The sequence below is a fragment of the Variovorax sp. Soil_C_12 genome, from assembly GCF_057657375.1.
On the sequence record NZ_JBDGIO010000008.1, the window covers coordinates 33,768 to 50,722 of the forward strand.

The 16,955-nt window shown below is 67.5% G+C and carries 18 protein-coding genes; 7 read left to right on the plus strand and 11 right to left on the minus strand.

Going from position 1 to position 16,955, the window contains the following annotated elements:
* Positions 1–10 precede the first annotated feature (10 nt).
* The 5 genes from AC3A6X_RS21545 to sucC all read right to left on the minus strand — a co-directional run bounded on the left by AC3A6X_RS21545 (position 11) and on the right by sucC (position 4,427).
* Positions 11–664, minus strand: a complete 654-nt coding sequence (locus AC3A6X_RS21545; protein WP_106556174.1) for an FHA domain-containing protein — start codon at positions 662–664, stop codon at positions 11–13.
* Between the two features lie 53 nt (positions 665–717).
* The gene (locus AC3A6X_RS21550; RefSeq protein ID WP_487844127.1) at positions 718–1,548 is read right to left on the minus strand and encodes a Stp1/IreP family PP2C-type Ser/Thr phosphatase; all 831 of its coding nucleotides are present in this window, start codon (positions 1,546–1,548) and stop codon (positions 718–720) included.
* A gap of 35 nt (positions 1,549–1,583) precedes the next feature.
* Positions 1,584–2,267, minus strand: coding sequence for a TerC family protein (locus AC3A6X_RS21555; protein ID WP_487844128.1), 684 nt, complete (start codon positions 2,265–2,267; stop codon positions 1,584–1,586).
* Between the two features lie 90 nt (positions 2,268–2,357).
* A complete protein-coding gene (gene sucD / locus AC3A6X_RS21560; RefSeq protein ID WP_487844129.1) occupies positions 2,358–3,251 on the minus strand; it encodes a succinate--CoA ligase subunit alpha in 894 nt (297 codons plus the stop codon).
* A 9-nt stretch (positions 3,252–3,260) separates the two neighbouring features.
* A complete protein-coding gene (sucC, locus tag AC3A6X_RS21565; protein ID WP_487844130.1) occupies positions 3,261–4,427 on the minus strand; it encodes an ADP-forming succinate--CoA ligase subunit beta in 1,167 nt (388 codons plus the stop codon).
* 196 nt (positions 4,428–4,623) lie between these two features.
* On the opposite strand from sucC, the gene argC reads away from it, so the two are divergent.
* A complete protein-coding gene (gene argC, locus AC3A6X_RS21570) occupies positions 4,624–5,553 on the plus strand; it encodes an N-acetyl-gamma-glutamyl-phosphate reductase (protein ID WP_487844131.1) in 930 nt (309 codons plus the stop codon).
* Between the two features lie 21 nt (positions 5,554–5,574).
* On the opposite strand, the gene recX is transcribed toward argC, so the two are convergent.
* Positions 5,575–6,024 carry a recombination regulator RecX gene (recX, locus tag AC3A6X_RS21575; protein WP_487844132.1) on the minus strand — a complete coding sequence of 150 codons (450 nt, stop codon included), beginning with the start codon at positions 6,022–6,024 and terminating at the stop codon, positions 5,575–5,577.
* Between the two features lie 9 nt (positions 6,025–6,033).
* Positions 6,034–7,101: a recombinase RecA gene (recA, locus tag AC3A6X_RS21580; protein ID WP_309959608.1), complete on the minus strand. Its 1,068-nt coding sequence runs from the start codon at positions 7,099–7,101 to the stop codon at positions 6,034–6,036.
* 147 nt (positions 7,102–7,248) lie between these two features.
* On the opposite strand from recA, the gene AC3A6X_RS21585 reads away from it, so the two are divergent.
* Genes AC3A6X_RS21585 through AC3A6X_RS21595 form a run of 3 tightly spaced genes read left to right on the plus strand, consistent with a single transcriptional unit; the run spans position 7,249 to position 9,934 of the window.
* Positions 7,249–7,734 carry a MarR family winged helix-turn-helix transcriptional regulator gene (locus AC3A6X_RS21585; protein ID WP_309959607.1) on the plus strand — a complete coding sequence of 162 codons (486 nt, stop codon included), beginning with the start codon at positions 7,249–7,251 and terminating at the stop codon, positions 7,732–7,734.
* A gap of 60 nt (positions 7,735–7,794) precedes the next feature.
* Positions 7,795–8,466, plus strand: a complete 672-nt coding sequence (locus AC3A6X_RS21590) for a response regulator (RefSeq protein WP_106556183.1) — start codon at positions 7,795–7,797, stop codon at positions 8,464–8,466.
* Between the two features lie 19 nt (positions 8,467–8,485).
* Positions 8,486–9,934: a sensor histidine kinase N-terminal domain-containing protein gene (locus AC3A6X_RS21595; protein ID WP_487844133.1), complete on the plus strand. Its 1,449-nt coding sequence runs from the start codon at positions 8,486–8,488 to the stop codon at positions 9,932–9,934.
* Here AC3A6X_RS21595 and AC3A6X_RS21600 read toward each other — a convergent pair.
* Genes AC3A6X_RS21600 through AC3A6X_RS21610 form a run of 3 tightly spaced genes read right to left on the minus strand, consistent with a single transcriptional unit; the run spans position 9,931 to position 11,473 of the window.
* Positions 9,931–10,128, minus strand: coding sequence for a sporulation protein (locus AC3A6X_RS21600; RefSeq protein ID WP_487844134.1), 198 nt, complete (start codon positions 10,126–10,128; stop codon positions 9,931–9,933). The genes AC3A6X_RS21595 and AC3A6X_RS21600 overlap by 4 nt on opposite strands.
* Before the next feature lie 2 nt (positions 10,129–10,130).
* On the minus strand, positions 10,131–10,928 hold the full coding sequence (locus AC3A6X_RS21605; protein WP_487844135.1) for a biotin--[acetyl-CoA-carboxylase] ligase: 798 nt from the start codon (positions 10,926–10,928) through the stop codon (positions 10,131–10,133).
* A gap of 2 nt (positions 10,929–10,930) precedes the next feature.
* Positions 10,931–11,473 (minus strand): SET domain-containing protein, encoded by a 543-nt coding sequence (locus AC3A6X_RS21610; RefSeq protein WP_487844136.1) that lies wholly within the window; start codon positions 11,471–11,473, stop codon positions 10,931–10,933.
* Between the two features lie 85 nt (positions 11,474–11,558).
* Here AC3A6X_RS21610 and AC3A6X_RS21615 point away from each other — a divergent pair, with 85 nt between their 5' ends.
* Both AC3A6X_RS21615 and AC3A6X_RS21620 read left to right on the plus strand, forming a co-directional pair.
* Positions 11,559–14,477, plus strand: a complete 2,919-nt coding sequence (locus tag AC3A6X_RS21615; protein ID WP_487844137.1) for a DNA topoisomerase III — start codon at positions 11,559–11,561, stop codon at positions 14,475–14,477.
* Between the two features lie 15 nt (positions 14,478–14,492).
* The gene (locus AC3A6X_RS21620) at positions 14,493–14,675 is read left to right on the plus strand and encodes a hypothetical protein (RefSeq protein ID WP_487844138.1); all 183 of its coding nucleotides are present in this window, start codon (positions 14,493–14,495) and stop codon (positions 14,673–14,675) included.
* Between the two features lie 169 nt (positions 14,676–14,844).
* On the opposite strand, the gene AC3A6X_RS21625 is transcribed toward AC3A6X_RS21620, so the two are convergent.
* Complete coding sequence (locus tag AC3A6X_RS21625; RefSeq protein ID WP_487844139.1) at positions 14,845–15,726, minus strand: gamma-glutamyl-gamma-aminobutyrate hydrolase family protein; 882 nt, start codon at positions 15,724–15,726, stop codon at positions 14,845–14,847.
* Between the two features lie 170 nt (positions 15,727–15,896).
* Here AC3A6X_RS21625 and AC3A6X_RS21630 point away from each other — a divergent pair, with 170 nt between their 5' ends.
* Positions 15,897–16,955, plus strand: coding sequence for a sugar phosphate isomerase/epimerase family protein (locus AC3A6X_RS21630; RefSeq protein WP_487844140.1), 1,059 nt, complete (start codon positions 15,897–15,899; stop codon positions 16,953–16,955).

Here is a 16,955-nt window from a genome sequence, read left to right on the forward strand (position 1 = left end):
CTTCACACGCTCAGCTGGCGACGAACTGCATCCGCGTGCCGCCGAGCTCGAGCACGTCGCCGTCCTGCAGGGCGACGGCCTCGTTGCCCAGCGGCTCGCCATTGAGGGCCGTGCCGCCATCGATCGGCGCTACCACGTAGCCGTGCAGGCGGCGCGTGACGGCCGCGACGGCGACCCCGGGCTTGCCGATGGTGGTGACGACCTTCTGCAGCGAGAGCTCGCGCCCGGCACCGCTGCCCGAGAGCACGCGAATGACGGCCACGCCCGTGGAGCCGCCCAGCGGCGTGTGGACCGTGGGCGCGGAAGACAGGGGAATGGGCTCCGAGGACGCAGCGACGATGGTCGGGCCGTGCCCGGTGGCGCCTTCGGTCGCGCCGCCGCCCACCAGGTAGCGAATCTTGTACTTGCCGACCTCGATCACGTCGTTGTGCTCGAGCGCCTGCTTCTTGACGGCACGCCCATTGACGTAGGTGCCGTTGGTGCTGTTGAGATCTTCCAGGTAGACGTCGCCGCCGATCATGTGCAGCACGGCGTGCTCGCCGCTGATGGCGAGGTTGTCGATCACGATGTCGTTGTACGGCCGCCGGCCCATCGTGGTGCGGTCCTTGGCGAGCGTCACTTCCTTGATGACGACACCATCGATCGAAACGATCATTTTCGGCATGGCCGACTCCTGGATCTCATTTGTTGTATCACGGCGGTCACCTGCAGTGAATGCTAGTCCGAGCCTGGCGATCCGGATGCCTGCGCCGCGTCGCTCGAACTCGAACCGGCCCTGGCCAGGACGACCGAAATGTTGTCCTTGCCGCCATTCTCGTTCGCGGTTGCAACCAAAAGTGTTGCTTTTTCAGATAGCCCCGTTTGTTGTAACAAAATCGTGAAAAGCTGCCCATCGGGCACCATTTCGCTCAAGCCATCGGAACATAGCAGGAAAACGTCCCCCGCTTTCACGTTGTGCTCGTGCATTTCGAGTTCGACATGGCGTTCGATCCCCAGCGCTCGCGTCACCAGGTTGCGGTGCGGCGACAGGCTGGCCTGCTCGGGCGTGATGGCGCCGGCGTCGAGCTGCTCCTGCAGCAGGGAATGGTCGCGGGTGAGCAGCTCCAGCTTGTCCTGTCGCAGGCGGTAGCAGCGGGAGTCGCCGATGTGGCCCACGATGACGCGCCGCGGGCCGAAGGCGGCCAGCACGAGCGTGGTGCCCATGCCCTGCAGTTGCAGGTTGGCCACGCCGGCTTCCAGGATCGCCGTGTTGGCTTCGTCTGTGCCGGCCTGCAGCGCGCGCCGCACCGCCCGCGGGTTGGCGCTCGGCCCGGCGTGGGCGAGCCAGCGGCCGAAGCTGGCCTGCAGCAGCGCGACGGCCATGCCGCTGGCCACCTCGCCGCCGTTGTAGCCACCCATGCCGTCGGCCAGCAGCACCAGGCCCAGCCCAGGGTCGTAGGCGATCGTGTCCTCGTTGTTGGCGCGCACCCGGCCGGGGTCGGTGAGGGCGGCGAAATCCCAGGTGAGCGAGCCGGTGTCGGGGGAAACGGATGCGCCTAGGTTCGCCATGAATCAGTCAAATTGGGGTGGTCAGGGGGGCGCGATCATTGCACGGCCGAGGCCGCGCGCCGCCGCTGCCACCTGCCGTAGGCCACGACGAAGACGGCACCAGCCGCCGCGCCGGCATAGTGGAGCCAGGGGTTGGCCGCCAACGCGCCATGCAGAGCAACGTCGCTCACGATGGTCTCGCCGCCGACCCAGCCGATCAGGGCGGCGCCGAGCATGATGATGATGGGGAAGCGCTCCATGAGCTTGATCATCAGGGTACTGCCGAAAATCACCAACGGGATGCTGATGGCCAGGCCCAGCACCAGCAGCACCATGCTGCCCTGCGCCGCGGCGGCGACGGCGATCACGTTGTCCAGGCTCATCACCAGGTCGGCCAGCAGGATGGTCCGCACCGCGGCGAACATGCTGCCGTACTGCTTTTCCTCGCCGTCATCCTCGTCTTCATCCCCCAGCAGCTGCACGCCGATCCACAGCAGCAGCGCGCCGCCCAGGATCTGCAGGTAGGGCAGCGCCAGCAGCTTGGCGGCGACGACCGTCAGCGCGATCCGCAGCACCACGGCGGCGCCCGAGCCCATGAGCACGGCCTTGTTCTGCTGTGCAGGCGGCAGCGAGCGGGCGGCCATCGCGATTACCACCGCGTTGTCCCCGGAAAGAATGATGTTGATCCAGACAATCTTGACGAGCCCGATCCAGAAGTCGGGAGTTTGCAAATAATCCATGTCTCTTCTCCACTGTTATGCATTGAAAAAGCGCCCGCAACGTGAATTGCGAGCGCTTTTCTTCTGGTGTGGCGAGGAGGACGGCGGTCTTTAGATCTGTGCCTTGAGAAGCTTGCCGAGCTCCGAGAAGTTGCGAGTGATCTTGAAGCCGCATTCTTCCATGATCGCGAGCTTGGCTTCCGCCGTGTCCGCGCCGCCCGAGATCAGGGCACCCGCATGGCCCATGCGCTTGCCCGGGGGGGCCGTCACGCCGGCGATGAAGCCGACCACCGGCTTCTTCATGTGCTCCTTGCACCAGCGTGCGGCATCGGCCTCGTCGGGGCCGCCGATCTCGCCGATCATGATCACGGCGTCGGTGTCGGGATCGTCGTTGAAGGCCTTCATCACGTCGATGTGCTTGAGGCCATTGATCGGGTCGCCGCCGATGCCCACGGCGCTGGACTGGCCCAGGCCGATCTCGGTGAGTTGCGCCACCGCTTCATAGGTCAGCGTGCCGGAGCGGCTGACCACGCCGATGCGGCCTTTGCGGTGGATGTGGCCGGGCATGATGCCGATCTTGATCTCGTCGGGCGTGATCAGGCCGGGGCAGTTCGGGCCGAGCAGCAGCGTTTCCTTGCCGCCCGCGGCGACCTTGGCCTTCATCTTGTTGCGCACTTCGAGCATGTCCCGCACCGGGATGCCCTCGGTGATGCAGATGGCCATGTCCAGGTCGGCCTCGGCGGCTTCCCAGATGGCGGCGGCGGCGCCGGCCGGCGGCACGTAGATCACCGAGACGGTGGCGCCGGTCTGCGTGGCGGCTTCCTTCACCGAGCCGAAGATCGGGATGTTGAAGATCGACTCGCCGGCCTTCTTCGGGTTGACGCCCGCCACGAAGCAGTTCTTGCCGTTCGCGTATTCCTGGCACTTCTCGGTGTGGAACTGGCCGGTCTTGCCCGTGATGCCCTGGGTGATGACTTTGGTGTCTTTGTTGATGTAGATCGACATGTCTTTTCCTTAGGCCGCCTTGACCGCTGCCACGACCTTCTGGGCCGCTTCCGCCATGGTGTCCGCGCTGATGATCGGGAGGCCGGAGTCGGCCAGCAGCTTCTTGCCTTCGACTTCGTTGGTGCCTTTCATGCGCACCACCAGCGGCACCTGCAGGTTGACCGCCTTGCAGGCCGCGATCACGCCGGTGGCGATGGTGTCGCACTTCATGATGCCGCCGAAGATGTTGACGAGGATGGCCTCCACGTTCTTGTTCTTCAGCATGATCTTGAAGGCTTCGGTGACCTTCTCGGGGGTGGCGCCGCCGCCCACGTCGAGGAAGTTGGCCGGCTCGCCGCCGAACAGCTTGATGGTGTCCATGGTGGCCATCGCGAGGCCGGCGCCGTTCACCAGGCAGCCGATGTTGCCGTCGAGGCTGATGTAGGCCAGGTCGAACTTGCTGGCTTCGACTTCGGCGGCGTCTTCTTCGTCGAGGTCGCGCAGGGCCACGATCTCGGGGTGGCGGAACAGCGCGTTGCTGTCGAAGTTGAACTTCGCGTCCAGCGCGACGATGTTGCCCTTGCTGTCGCGGTTGAGGGGGTTGATTTCCACCAGAGACGCGTCGGTCTCCATGTAGCAGGCGTAGAGCTTCTTGAAGACGTCCACCGCCTGCGCGGTCGAATCGGCCGGGATGCCGATGCCGTCGGCGATCTGCCGGGCCTGCGCGTCGGTCAGCCCGTCCTTGGGATCGGCGAAGACCGTGATGATCTTCTCGGGCGAGGAGTGCGCCACTTCCTCGATGTCCATGCCGCCTTCGCTGGAGGCGATGAAGGCCACCTTCTGCGTCGCGCGGTCGGTCACGGCCGAGACGTAGTATTCCTTCTGGATGTCGGCGCCGTCCTCGATGTAGAGCCGGCGGACCTTCTGGCCTTCGGGGCCGGTCTGGTGGGTCTTGAGCTGCATGCCGAGGATGTCGCCGGCGAGCTTCTTGACGTCGTCGATGCTCTTGGCGACCTTCACGCCGCCGCCCTTGCCGCGGCCGCCCGCGTGGATCTGGGCCTTGACCACCCACACGGGGCCGCCGAGTTTCTGGGCGGCCTCGACCGCCTCCTGAACCGTGTATGCCGGGATGCCTCGCGGCACAGGCACGCCGAACTTGGCAAGAATTTCCTTGCCTTGGTACTCGTGAATCTTCATGAGGGTGTCTCTCGGGGACGAGGGGTTGGGGAACGGGAGATTTCGTGTTGCCCTCGGGCCACGGCGCGCGGGGGGTGACCGGGCGGAGGACAGCAGGCGACTGTATCATGGTGCGCCGCACCAACGGCGGGCGGCCGCTGCGGTCACTACGTAGTTTCTTCTTACGTCCTTTCCCATGCAATCCGAGGCTTCCACCATGCCCAAGGTCTTCATCGACGGCGAGGCCGGCACCACCGGCCTCCAGATCCGCGAGCGGCTGCAGAAGATGCCGCAGGTCGAGCTCGTGAGCATCGCCCCCGAGCTGCGCAAGGACGTGGCCGCCAAGCGCGAGCTGATGGCGGGTGTCGACCTGGTGGTGCTGTGCCTGCACGACGATGCGGCGCGCGAGTCCGTGGCGCTCATCGACCAGCTCGAAGGCCGGGGCCGCCGCCCCAAGATCATCGACGCCTCGACGGCCCACCGCACGGCCGCCGGCTGGGTGTTCGGCTTCCCCGAGCTGGTGGCCGGCCAGAAAGACGCCGTGGCCAAGGCCGAGCGCGTGGCCAACCCCGGCTGCTACGCGACCGGCGCCATCGCCATCGTCCGCCCGCTGGTCGACGCCGGCCTGCTGCCGGCCGACCACGCCATCGCGCTGCCCTCCGTCAGCGGCTACTCGGGCGGCGGCCGCACCATGATCGAGGCGTACGAGAAGGGCGAGGCGCCGCTGTTCGAGACCTATGCCCTGGGCCTCAAGCACAAGCACATCCCCGAGATCATGAAGTACACGGGCCTGACCCGCCGGCCCGTGTTCATCCCCTCGGTGGGCAACTTCAAGCAGGGCATGCTGGTGCAGTTGCCGCTGCATCTGGACGAGCTGCCCGGCAAGCCCAAGGCCGGCGATCTGCAGGAGGCGCTGGCGGCGCACTACGCGAAGAGCAACACGCCGGAGCAGTTCGTCAAGGTGCTGCCGCCGACCGAAGACGGCAAGCTCGACGCGCTGGGCCTCAACGACACCAACAAGCTGGAGATCCGCGTGTTCCCGAACGAGGACCACCGCCATGCGGTCGTCATCGCCCGGCTGGACAACCTGGGCAAGGGCGCCAGCGGCGCGGCGGTGCAAAACCTCGAGTTGATGCTGGGGCTCTGAGCCCGCGGCGGCGAGGCGGGCTCAGCCCTCGAAGTCCTCGCGCAGCACCTTCGCAACGACACCGGCGGCGAAGCCGCGCGCCAGCATGAAGCGCATCTGCTTCGCGCGCTCGGCCGCATCGTGCGGCGGCGTGCCGAAGCGCTGCTGCCAGACCTCGCGGGCCCGTTGGAGCTCGCTGCCCGCCAGAGCGGCAATTGCCTCGGCGACCGCCTCGGGCGCGATGCCCTTGTGCAGCAATTCCTGCCGCACGCGCGCCGCGCCGTGACGGCCCGCACGCTGGTGCAGCACCGACTGCACCACCCTCGCCTCGCTGATGAAGTCCTTGGCGGCCAGCTCGTCGAGCGCGCGCGCCAGCGTGCCGGGCTCTTCCTCGTATTTGGCGAGCTTGCGTTCGAGCTCGCTGCGGGAATGTTCACGTTGGCCGAGCAGGCGCAGGGCACGGCCCTTGAGGGAAGGAGCGCTGGAGGCCATCACTGGTGATCAGCCCCCGGAAGCGGCCTCGCCCGCATCCTCGGGCAGGAGCGGAATGCCCAGCGACTCGCGCACCTTGTTCTCGATCTCGCGCGAGAGCGACGGGTTCTCGCGCAGGAACTCACGCGCGTTGTCGCGGCCCTGCCCGATCTTCTCGCCGTTGTAGGCGTACCAGGCGCCTGACTTGTCGACGATCTTGGCGGCCACGCCCATGTCGATGATCTCGCCCTCGCGGCTGATGCCCTCGCCGAACAGGATGTCGAACTCGGCCGTCTTGAAGGGCGGCGAGACCTTGTTCTTCACCACCTTGACCTTGGTCTCGTTGCCGATCGCCTCGTCGCCCTTCTTGATGGTGCCGATGCGGCGGATGTCCAGGCGCACCGAGGCGTAGAACTTCAGCGCATTGCCGCCGGTGGTGGTTTCGGGCGAGCCGAACATCACGCCGATCTTCATGCGGATCTGGTTGATGAAGATGACCATGCAGTTGGTCTTCTTGATGGTGGCGGTGAGCTTGCGCAGCGCCTGGCTCATGAGCCGCGCCTGCAGGCCGGGCAGCGAGTCGCCCATCTCGCCCTCGATTTCGGCCTTGGGCGTGAGCGCGGCGACCGAGTCGACCACGATCAGGTCGACGGCGCCGGAGCGCACCAGCGAATCGACGATCTCCAGGGCCTGCTCGCCGGTGTCGGGCTGGCTGATCAGCAGGTCGGACAGGTTCACGCCCAGCTTCTGCGCGTACTGCACGTCCAGCGCATGCTCGGCATCGACGAAGGCGCAGGTGCCGGCCTGCTTCTGCATCTGGGCGATGACCTGCAGCGTGAGCGTGGTCTTGCCCGAGGATTCCGGCCCGTAGATCTCGATCACGCGGCCGCGCGGCAGGCCGCCGACGCCCAGGGCGATGTCCAGGCCCAGCGAGCCGGTGGAGACCACCTGGATGTCCTCCAGCGCCTCACCCTCGCCCAGCCGCATGATGGTGCCCTTGCCGAACTGCTTCTCGATCTGGGCCAGGGCAGCCTGCAGGGCCTTGGCTTTTTCGCTGCCTGCGACCGAGATGCTGGTGCCTTTGACGAGTGCGTCCATGTGGAAAACTCCTTGAAGATCAATGGGTTGTGTTGGATTCATTCAATCTGCTTTTAATCACAGGCTGGATGCTTGAACAGTAGTGTAGGGGTTGGTGGCTTCGAGTAAATCCATTTTTTGGTCAGTTTGCTTTACTATCGATCAGCCGTGACAGACCCCACATTTCCGATCGACCCCGACGCTTGGCGCCAGACCCACCTGGGCCGCCTGCTGGGCCACGCGATGCGCCGCTTTGACGAGCGCGTGCTCGCGTTGATGGCGCACGATGCCGACGTGCCCCTTGCGCTGTCGAACCTCGCGGCGCGCGCTCAGGTGAGCGCGGCGCACATCCACATCACGCGCCATCTGTCGAGCGACGGCTCGCGCCTGACCGAACTCGCCGAGCGCGCGGGCATGACCAAGCAGGCCATGGGCAAGCTGGTGGATCAGTGCGAGGCCTGGGGCCTGGTGACGCGCGGCCCCGATGCGCGCGATGCCCGCGCCCGGCGCGTGCTGTTCACCGCCGACGGCCTGGCCTGGCTGGAGGCTTTCCGCAAGGCGGTGGCGCAGGCCGAGGGCGAGTTCCGCGCCAGCGTCGGCGACGAGATCGCCACCGTGGTTTCCATCGGTCTCGAAGCCTATGCGGCCGCCTAGAATCCCGAGGGGGAGACGGCCCGGCGGCCCGCGCAAGCCCGCCATGTGTGGAGACGCGGCATGCGAATACTGATTGCGGAAGACGACCAGGTGCTGGCCGATGCGCTGCTGCGCAGCCTGCGCACCTCGGGCTCGGCGGTGGACCACGTGGCCACCGGCTCGCAAGCCGATGCCGCGCTGATGACCAACAGCGAATTCGACCTGCTGATCCTCGATCTCGGCCTGCCCAACATGCACGGCCTCGAGATCCTCAAGCGCCTGCGCGCCCGCGGCTCGCAGCTCCCGGTGCTGGTGCTGACTGCGGCCGACAGCGTGGAGGAGCGCGTCAAGGGCCTGGACTACGGCGCCGACGACTACATGGCCAAGCCCTTCTCGCTGCAGGAGCTCGAGGCGCGCGTGCGCGCGCTCACGCGGCGCGGCATGGGCGCCACCAGCAACTCCATCAAGCACGGCCCGCTGGTCTACGACCAGGCCGGCCGGGTGGCGACCATCGACGGCAAGATGATCGAGCTGTCGGCGCGTGAGCTCGGCCTGCTCGAGGTGCTGCTGCAGCGCGCCGGCCGGCTGGTGAGCAAGGACCAGCTGGTCGAGCGCCTGTGCGAGTGGGGCGAGGAGGTGAGCCTCAACGCGATCGAGGTCTACATCCACCGCCTGCGCAAGAAGATCGAGAAGGGTCCGATCCACATCGCCACGGTGCGCGGCCTCGGCTACTGCCTCGAAAAAATCCCCTGATCCGTCTTCAAAGCGCTCGGTGAAGCTCTTCCAGCGCGCGCAGCGCTCCCTCTTCGGCGAGATCCTCGATTGGATGCTCACGCCGCTCCTGCTGCTGGTGCCGGTGAGCATCGGCGTGACCTGGCTGGTGGCCCAGGGCATCGCCAACGCGCCCTTCGACCGCACGCTCGAATACAACATCCGCGCGCTGGCGAAAGAGGTGGACGTGACGCCGGACGGCGAGCCCTTCGTGTTGACGCCCTCGGCACGCGAGATCCTGCGCGCCCACGATGCGGACCACATCTACTTCCAGCTGCAGAACGGCGACGGCCAACTGCTCGCCGGCGATCGCGACGTCCCGGAGCCCAACACCGACGAGGTGCCCGCGCCGGGCGTGGTCTACCTGCACAACGGCGAGATGCACGGCCAGCCGGTGCGCGTCGCCTCGCTGTGGATCGCCGGCCCGACGCCCGAGTCGTCCCCGGCCCTGCTCCAGCTGGCCGAGACGCGCGAGAAGCAGTCGGTGCTGGCCGGCGAGATCATCAAGGGCGTGCTGCTGCCCCAGTTCGCGATCCTGCCGCTGGCGGTGCTGCTGATCTGGCTGGCGCTGGTGCGCGGCATCAAGCCGCTGTCGGTGATCGAGGCCCGCATCCGCGAGCGCCGGCCGGGCGACCTGAGCCCGCTGGACGAATCGCTGGTGCCGCTGGAGGTGGTGCCGCTGGTGCTGTCGGTCAACGATCTGCTCAACAAGCTCAGCGACTCCATCGGCACGCAGAAGCGCTTCCTTGCCGACGCGGCGCACCAGCTCAAGACCCCGCTGGCCGGGCTGCGCATGCAGGCCGACCTGGCGCAGCGCGAGGGTGCCAATGCCGATGAGCTCAAGCAGTCGCTCAAGCAGATCGGCCGGGCGAGCGTGCGCGCCACGCACACGGTCAACCAGCTGCTGTCCCTCGCACGCGCCGAGGGCAGCGGCGCCGCCGTGGCACGCCAGCCCTGCGACCTGGCCAAGCTCACCATCGAGGTGGTGCGCGAAGCCGTGCCGCGCGCCATCGAGAAGCGCATCGACCTGGGCTACGACGGGGCCGAGGCGGGCGCGCCGGGCGTGGTGCTGGAAGGCAATGCCACGCTGCTGAAGGAGCTGGTGCGCAACCTGGTCGACAACGCCATCAACTACACGCCCTCGGTGCCCGGGCGCCCGGGCGTGATCACCGCGCGCGTGCTGGGCGACCCCTTCGGCCGCATCATCGTACTGCAGGTGGAGGACAACGGTCCCGGTATTCCCGAGAGCGAGCGCGAGCTGGTGTTCGAGCCTTTCTACCGCGTGCTGGGCAACGAGGCCGACGGCTCGGGCCTGGGCCTGCCGATCGTGCTCGAGATCGCGCGGCAGCACCATGCGACCGTCCAGCTGGAAGACGCCCACCCAGGCCAGCAGCCGCCGGGCGCACGTTTCAGCCTGCGCTTCGACGCCAATGGACAGGGGGACGACTAGGGTTTGGCCACCGCCGCGCCCTCGTCCTTGCGGATCTGCAGCAGCTGCGGCCGAATCTGCTGCTTCAGCCGCTCCGGCTCGCTCTGGCCCAGGCGGGCGGGCACGGTGCCGAACATCGCGAGCCCGCCGCGGGCCCACGCGAAGTAGAGCAGGTTCGCCAACAGCAGGAGGACGACGAGCGCGCGCAGCCGCATGATCAGCCGTTCGACGGCGCCGGCCGCACGCTGACCTCGGCACTGGTGATGGTCTTCACGCCCGCGGGCGTCTGCACCAGCAGCTCGCCGCCCCAGCCGACGCCGGCGCAGCGGCCCGTGGTGCCGTCGCTGAGCTGCACCTCGCGGCCGCGCAGGGTGTCGCGCGCGGCGAAGCGCTCGGCGAAGGGCACGAAGCCCCGCTCGCCGAACAGCAGCACGTGCGCCACCAGCGGCGGCACGATCTCGCGCAGCACCTGGGGTGCGGACGCGTCGGGCCGCCATTGCGCGAGCCAGGCCGGCGGGGTGCTCATGCCCGTGGCCTCGCGCGCGCCGATGTTGATGCCGATGCCGATCACCAGGTAGCGCTCGGCCGCGCCGTCCTGGGGCAGCGCAGTCTCGATCAGGATGCCGCCGAGCTTGCGGTCCTCGACCCACAGGTCGTTGGGCCACTTGAGCGCGACGCGGAGCTGGTTCGAAGGGTCCAGGCTCTCCGCCACGCTCACGCCGACCGCGAGCGAGAGCCCCGACCAGTCCCGGGGCATCAGCGGCAGGCCCAGCGAGAAGGTCAGCGAGGCGGGCTCGCCCGCGTCCTGCGCGCTCTGCCAGGCCCGCCCCATGCGCCCGCGGCCGGCGGTCTGGCGCTTGGCGACCAGCAGCACCGGCTGCGCGCGGCCTTCGCGGGCGCGCCGCATCAGCTCGCTGCTGGTCGAATCGATCTCGTCGACGACCTCGACCGCCAGGCCCGGCAGCAGCGGGGCCACGGCGGCGGCGATGTCGTCTTCGAACCAGGGGGCGGCCATGGTCAGTGCCTGTCGTCCTTCTTCTTGGCCTTCTTGTCCTTCTTGGACTTTTTCTTCTTTTTGTCCTTCTTCTCGTCGTCCTTGGGCGCGAGCAGGGTGCCTCGGCACTGGTCGGAGCCGCACCAGCAGGGGAAATCGGCCTTGAGCTTCTTCGTGTAGGGCTCGTCGATGATCAGGCCGTAGTCGTAGCTGAGCTCCTCGCCCGCCGCGATGTTGCGCAGCGCCTTGATGAAGACGCGCCCCTTGTCCTCGTCGGCCTCGCAGTTGGGCTCGCAGGAGTGGTTGATCCAGCGCGCGGCGTTGCCCTTGACGCCGCCGTCGATCACACGCCCGTCATCGATGTGGAAGTAGAAGGTGTGATTGGGCTGGGAGGGGTCATGGGGATGGCGCTTGAGCGCCTCCTTCCAGGTGATGAGCTCGCCCTTGTACTCGATCAGCGTCTCGCCTTCCGCGATGTCCTGGACGGCGAACACACCGTTGCCGTGAACGCCGGAGCGTCGCGTCTGGATGCGGCGACCGCCGTTTGTGGGGGATTTGGAGGGCATCGCCGAAGTCTGTTAGTTTGAATATGTACGCATGCGCGTGCGCGTGCGCACGCGAGAAGCCGCAGATTGTAAGGATGAGTTGTCCATGAAGACTTTGGTAATTGCAGAGAAGCCGTCGGTGGCGCAGGACATCGTGCGCGCGCTCACGCCGGTGGCCGGCAAGTTCGACAAGCACGAGGAACACTTCGAGAACGAGCAGTACGTCGTGACCAGCGCGGTCGGCCACCTGGTGGAGATCCAGGCGCCGGAGGAGTTCGACGTCAAGCGCGGCAAGTGGAGCTTCGCCAACCTGCCGGTGATCCCGCCGCACTTCGACCTGAAGCCGGTCGACAAGACCAAGACCCGCCTCAACGCGGTGGTGAAGCAGGCCAAGCGCAAGGACGTGGGCCAGCTGATCAACGCCTGCGACGCGGGCCGCGAGGGCGAGCTGATCTTCCGCCTGATCGAGCAGTACGCTGGCGGCAAGGTCCCGCTGGGCAAGCCGGTCAGGCGCCTGTGGCTGCAGTCGATGACGCCGCAGGCGATCCGGGACGGCTTCGAGCAGCTGCGCACCGAGCAGCAGATGAAGGGCCTGGCCGACGCTGCACGCTCGCGCTCGGAGGCCGACTGGCTGGTCGGCATCAACGGCACCCGCGCCATGACCGCTTTCAACTCGCGCGACGGCGGCTTCTTCCTCACCACGGTCGGGCGGGTACAGACGCCCACGCTGTCGGTGGTGGTCGAGCGCGAGGAGAAAATCCGCAAGTTCGTGAGCCGCGACTACTGGGAAGTGCATGGCAGCTTCCTGGCCGAGGCGGGCACTTATCCGGGCAAGTGGTTCGACCCGACCTGGAAGAAGCCGCCGCCCGGACCCGACGGCCTGGCCGATCCGGAGCAGCGCGCCGATCGCGTCTGGAACGAGCGCGAAGCCAGGGAGATCGCCGAGGCGGCCCGCGGCAAGCCGGCCAGCGTCACCGAGGAAAGCAAGCCCACCACCACGGCCTCGCCCCTGCTGTTCGACCTGACCTCGCTGCAGCGCGAGGCCAACAGCCGCTTCGGCTACAGCGCCAAAACCACGCTTGCCCTGGCGCAGAGCCTCTACGAGCGCCACAAGGCGCTGACCTACCCCCGGACCGACTCGCGCGCGCTGCCCGAGGACTACCTGCCGGTGGTCAAGCAGACCATGGGCATGCTCGCCAACAGCGGCATGAAGCACCTCGCGCCCTTCGCCAGGCAGGCGCTGGACGACAACTACGTGAAGCCGTCGAAGCGCATCTTCGACAACGCCAAGGTCAGCGACCACTTTGCGATCATTCCCACGCTGCAGGCGCCCAGCGGCCTGTCGGACGCCGAGCAGAAGCTCTACGACTTCGTGGTGCGGCGCTTCCTGTCGGTGTTCTTCCCGAGCGCCGAGTACCAGGTGACCACGCGCATCAGCACGGTGGAGCAGGGCGGCAAGAAATACCCCTTCCGCACCGACGGCAAGGTGCTGGTCAAGCCGGGCTGGCTCGCCATCTACGGCAAGGAAGCCCAGGACGACGAGAAGGAAGACGACAAGGACGGCAAGCGCCTCGTGCCCGTCAAGCCCGGCGAGATCGTGCAGGTCGAATCGGCGGAGCTCAAGGCCCTCAAGACCCGCCCGCCGGCGCGCTACTCCGAAGCCACGCTGCTCGGCGCCATGGAAGGCGCCGGCAAGACCATCGACGACGACGAGCTGCGCGAGGCGATGCAGGAAAAGGGCCTGGGCACGCCGGCCACGCGCGCCGCGATCATCGAAGGCCTCCTGGCCGAGAAGTACATCCATCGCGAAGGCCGCGAGCTGATCCCCACTGCCAAGGCCTTCCAGCTGATGACGCTGTTGCGCGGCCTGGGGGTGGAGGAGCTGTCCAAGGCCGAGCTCACCGGCGAATGGGAATACAAGCTCGCACAGATGGAGCACGGCAAGCTCAGCCGCGCCGCCTTCATGCGCGAGATCGCCGAGATGACGGAGCACATCGTCAAGAAGGCCAAGGAATACGACCGCGACACCGTGCCCGGCGACTACGCGACGCTGGCCACGCCCTGTCCCAACTGCGGCGGCGTGGTGCGCGAGAACTACCGCCGCTATGCCTGCACCGGCAAGCCGGGCCAGGAAGGCTGCGGCTTCTCCTTCGGCAAGTCGCCGGCCGGCCGCACCTTCGAGGTGGCGGAGGCCGAGCAGCTGGTGCGCGACAAGCACATCGGCCCGCTGGAGGGCTTCCGCTCCAAGGCCGGCTGGCCCTTTACCTCGGAGATCATCCTCAAGTACGACGAGGAGGCGAAGAACTGGAAGCTGGAGTTCGACTTCGGCGACGACAAGAACGCAGAGACGGGCGAGATCGTCGATTTCAGCGACCAGCATCCGCTGGGTCCCTGCCCGAAGTGCGGCGCGCGCGTGTTCGAGAACGCCAGCAACTACGTCTGCGAGAAGTCGGTGCCCACCGATGCCCAGCCCACGCCCAGCTGCGACTTCAAGACCGGCAAGATCATCCTGCAGCAGCCGGTGGAGCGCGCGCAGATCGAGAAGCTGCTGGCCACCGGCAAGACCGACCTGTTGGACAAGTTCGTCTCGATGCGCACGCGCCGGCCCTTCAAGGCCTTCCTGGCCTGGAATGCGGAGGATGGCAAGGTGAGCTTCGAGTTCGAGCCGCGCGATAGCAAGTTCCCGGCGCGCAAGAGCTTTGCCAAGGCGGCGCCGGGGGCCGCGAAGAAGGCCGCTGCACCGGCCAAGGCGAAGGCGAAGGCGCCTGCGGCGAAGAAGGCCGCCGCGCGCAAGCCCGCGGCCGGCCTGAAACCCAGCGATGCGCTGGCCGCGGTGATCGGCGCGGAACCTGTGGCACGCACCGAGGTCATCAAGAAGCTATGGGACTACATCAAGGCCCATGGGCTGCAGGACCCGGCCAACAAGCGGGCCGTCAATGCCGACGCCAAGCTCAAGCCGGTGTTCGGCAAGGACCAGGTGACGATGTTCGAGATCGCCGGTATCGTGGGCAAGCACCTGAGCTGACAAAAGGAAAACCCAGTGAAGAAACTCGTTTCCGTCTTGTGCCTCGTCGCAGCGCTGGGCGCCGTCGCGGGCTGCGCCTCCTCGCCTGCGCCCGCCGGCGGCGAGCGCCCGAGCATCGGCAGCAGCAGTGGCGTGACGGTGTTCGGAACCATCGATGCGGCCGTGAGCGGCACGCGCAACCGCTCCTCGCGCGACTAGTGGGCCGTGACAGTCGATTCGGGAGTGAAGGCCGCGTCAACGGCGTGCAGGGCAAGGCGCAAAGCGCAGCAATAGCCGAAGCTATTGCGAGCATTTGCAACGCCGCCATGCGCGTCGTTGGCGCGGCAGGCACTTCCGAATTGCCTGTCGCGGTCCACTGGTGCCCGCCCTAGCGCATCAGCAGCGCCTGCCGCAGCAGCCGCGCCGCGCGGTTGCGGATGCGGCCCGGCGCGGTGCGCAGCGGCCCCCTCGGGCTCACCTTCGCCGTCGCGCAGGCCCACAGGAAGTCTTCCAGGATCGGTGTGTCGTCCACCGTCTCGGTGCTGCCGTACTTGTGGAATTCCGGATGCCACTGGGTGGCGGCGATGTAGCTGCGCCCGCGCCCGTCCTTGCGGCGGATGGCTTCGGGCACGTGGTCGGGAATGCTCCAGGCCTCGACCTCGAAGCCGGGCGCCAGGTCCTTCACGCCCTGGTGGTGGATGCTGTTGACCCGCGCGCGCTCGATGCCCGGATAGAGCTTCGCCAGCCGCGAGCCGGCCGCGAAGCCGATTTCGTGGAAGTTCTGGTCATAGGTGACCGGGTCGCGGTGCCGCAGCGCGTTCGGGTGCTGCGCCTCGATGTCCTGGTAGAGCGTGCCGCCGAAGGCCACGTTGATGAGCTGCAGGCCGCGGCAGACGCCGAAGATGGGCTTGCCGGCCTCCTCGAAGGCTTCGACCAGCGCGAGGTCGTAGAGGTCGCGGACGCGGTCGCCGACCCACGCGTCCTTCAGCGGCACCTCGCCGTAGCTGCCGGGCCAGACGTCGGCGCCACCATGCATCACCACCCCGTCCAGCCATTCCGCGTAGTGCGAGAGCTTGGTGTCGCCGCGCGCCGTCTCGCCGGTGGGGCAGGGCACCATGACCACCATGGCACCGGCCGACATCAGCCAGTGGGTGATCGACTGCTCGACATACTGCAGCGTCTTGTTGGTGAACAGCGATCGCGCCGGGTCGGCGTGGGAAAAACAGGCGGACAAGCCGATCTTCAATCGGCCGGAAACGGTTTGTGGCATCGCGATCAAGGCGCCGCGCTGGGGCCGCACGCCTTCGGTAACGGTACAAGCATTGTGAAACGTTCCAAAGCCCCTCGCAGTGGACAGCACACCCCGCCGCTGCGTCGGACAGTGCCGCAGGGATACGATCGCCCTCTTTGGCGTGCGACTCGACACACAGGAGTGACCGAATGAAGACCATCCAGGGCCCGGCCATCTTTCTGGCCCAGTTCGCGGGCGATGCCGCTCCCTTCAACTCGCTCGACGCCATCGCCGGCTGGGTCGCGGGCCTGGGCTACAAGGGCGTGCAGATCCCGAGCTGGGACGCCCGTCTCTTCGACCTGCGCCTGGCGGCGGACAGCAAGACCTACTGCGAGGAGGTGCAGGGCACGCTGGCGCGGCACGGCATCCGCATCACCGAGCTCTCGACCCACCTGCAGGGCCAGTTGGTGGCCGTGCACCCGGCCTACGACGCGGGCTTCGACGGCTTCGCGGCGCCCGAGGTGCGCAACGATCCGGTCAAGCGCCAGGCCTGGGCGGTGGAGCAGCTGCACCTGGCGGCCAGGGCCTCGTCGAACCTCGGGCTCACGGCGCACGCCACCTTCTCGGGCGCGCTGGCCTGGCCCTACTTCTACTCGTGGCCGCCGCGCCCGCCGGGCCTGATCGAGGAGGCCTTCGACGAACTGGCGCGGCGCTGGCTGCCGATCCTCAATGCCTTCGACGATGCCGGCGTCGATGTCTGCTACGAGATCCACCCGGGCGAGGACCTGCACGACGGCGTCAGCTACGAGATGTTCCTCGAGCGCGTGGGCCAGCACCCGCGCGCCTGCCTGCTCTACGACCCCAGCCACTTCGTGCTGCAGCAGCTCGACTACCTGGCCTACATCGACCATTACCACGAGCGCATCAAGATCTTCCACGTGAAGGATGCGGAGTTCAATCCGACCGGCAAGCAGGGCGTCTACGGCGGCTTTCAGCCGTGGATCGGCCGGGCCGGCCGCTTCCGCTCCCTGGGCGACGGCCAGGTCGACTTCGGGGCGATCTTCTCGAAGATGGCGGCCTACGACTTCCCCGGCTGGGCAGTGCTGGAATGGGAGTGTTGCCTCAAGCATCCGGAGGACGGGGCGCGCGAGGGCGCGCAATTCATCGCCGACCACATCATCCGCGTGGCCGACCGGGCCTTCGACGACTTCGCGGCCGGCGGCATCGACAGCGCTGCCAACCGCAGGATGCTGGGCATTCCGGGCTGA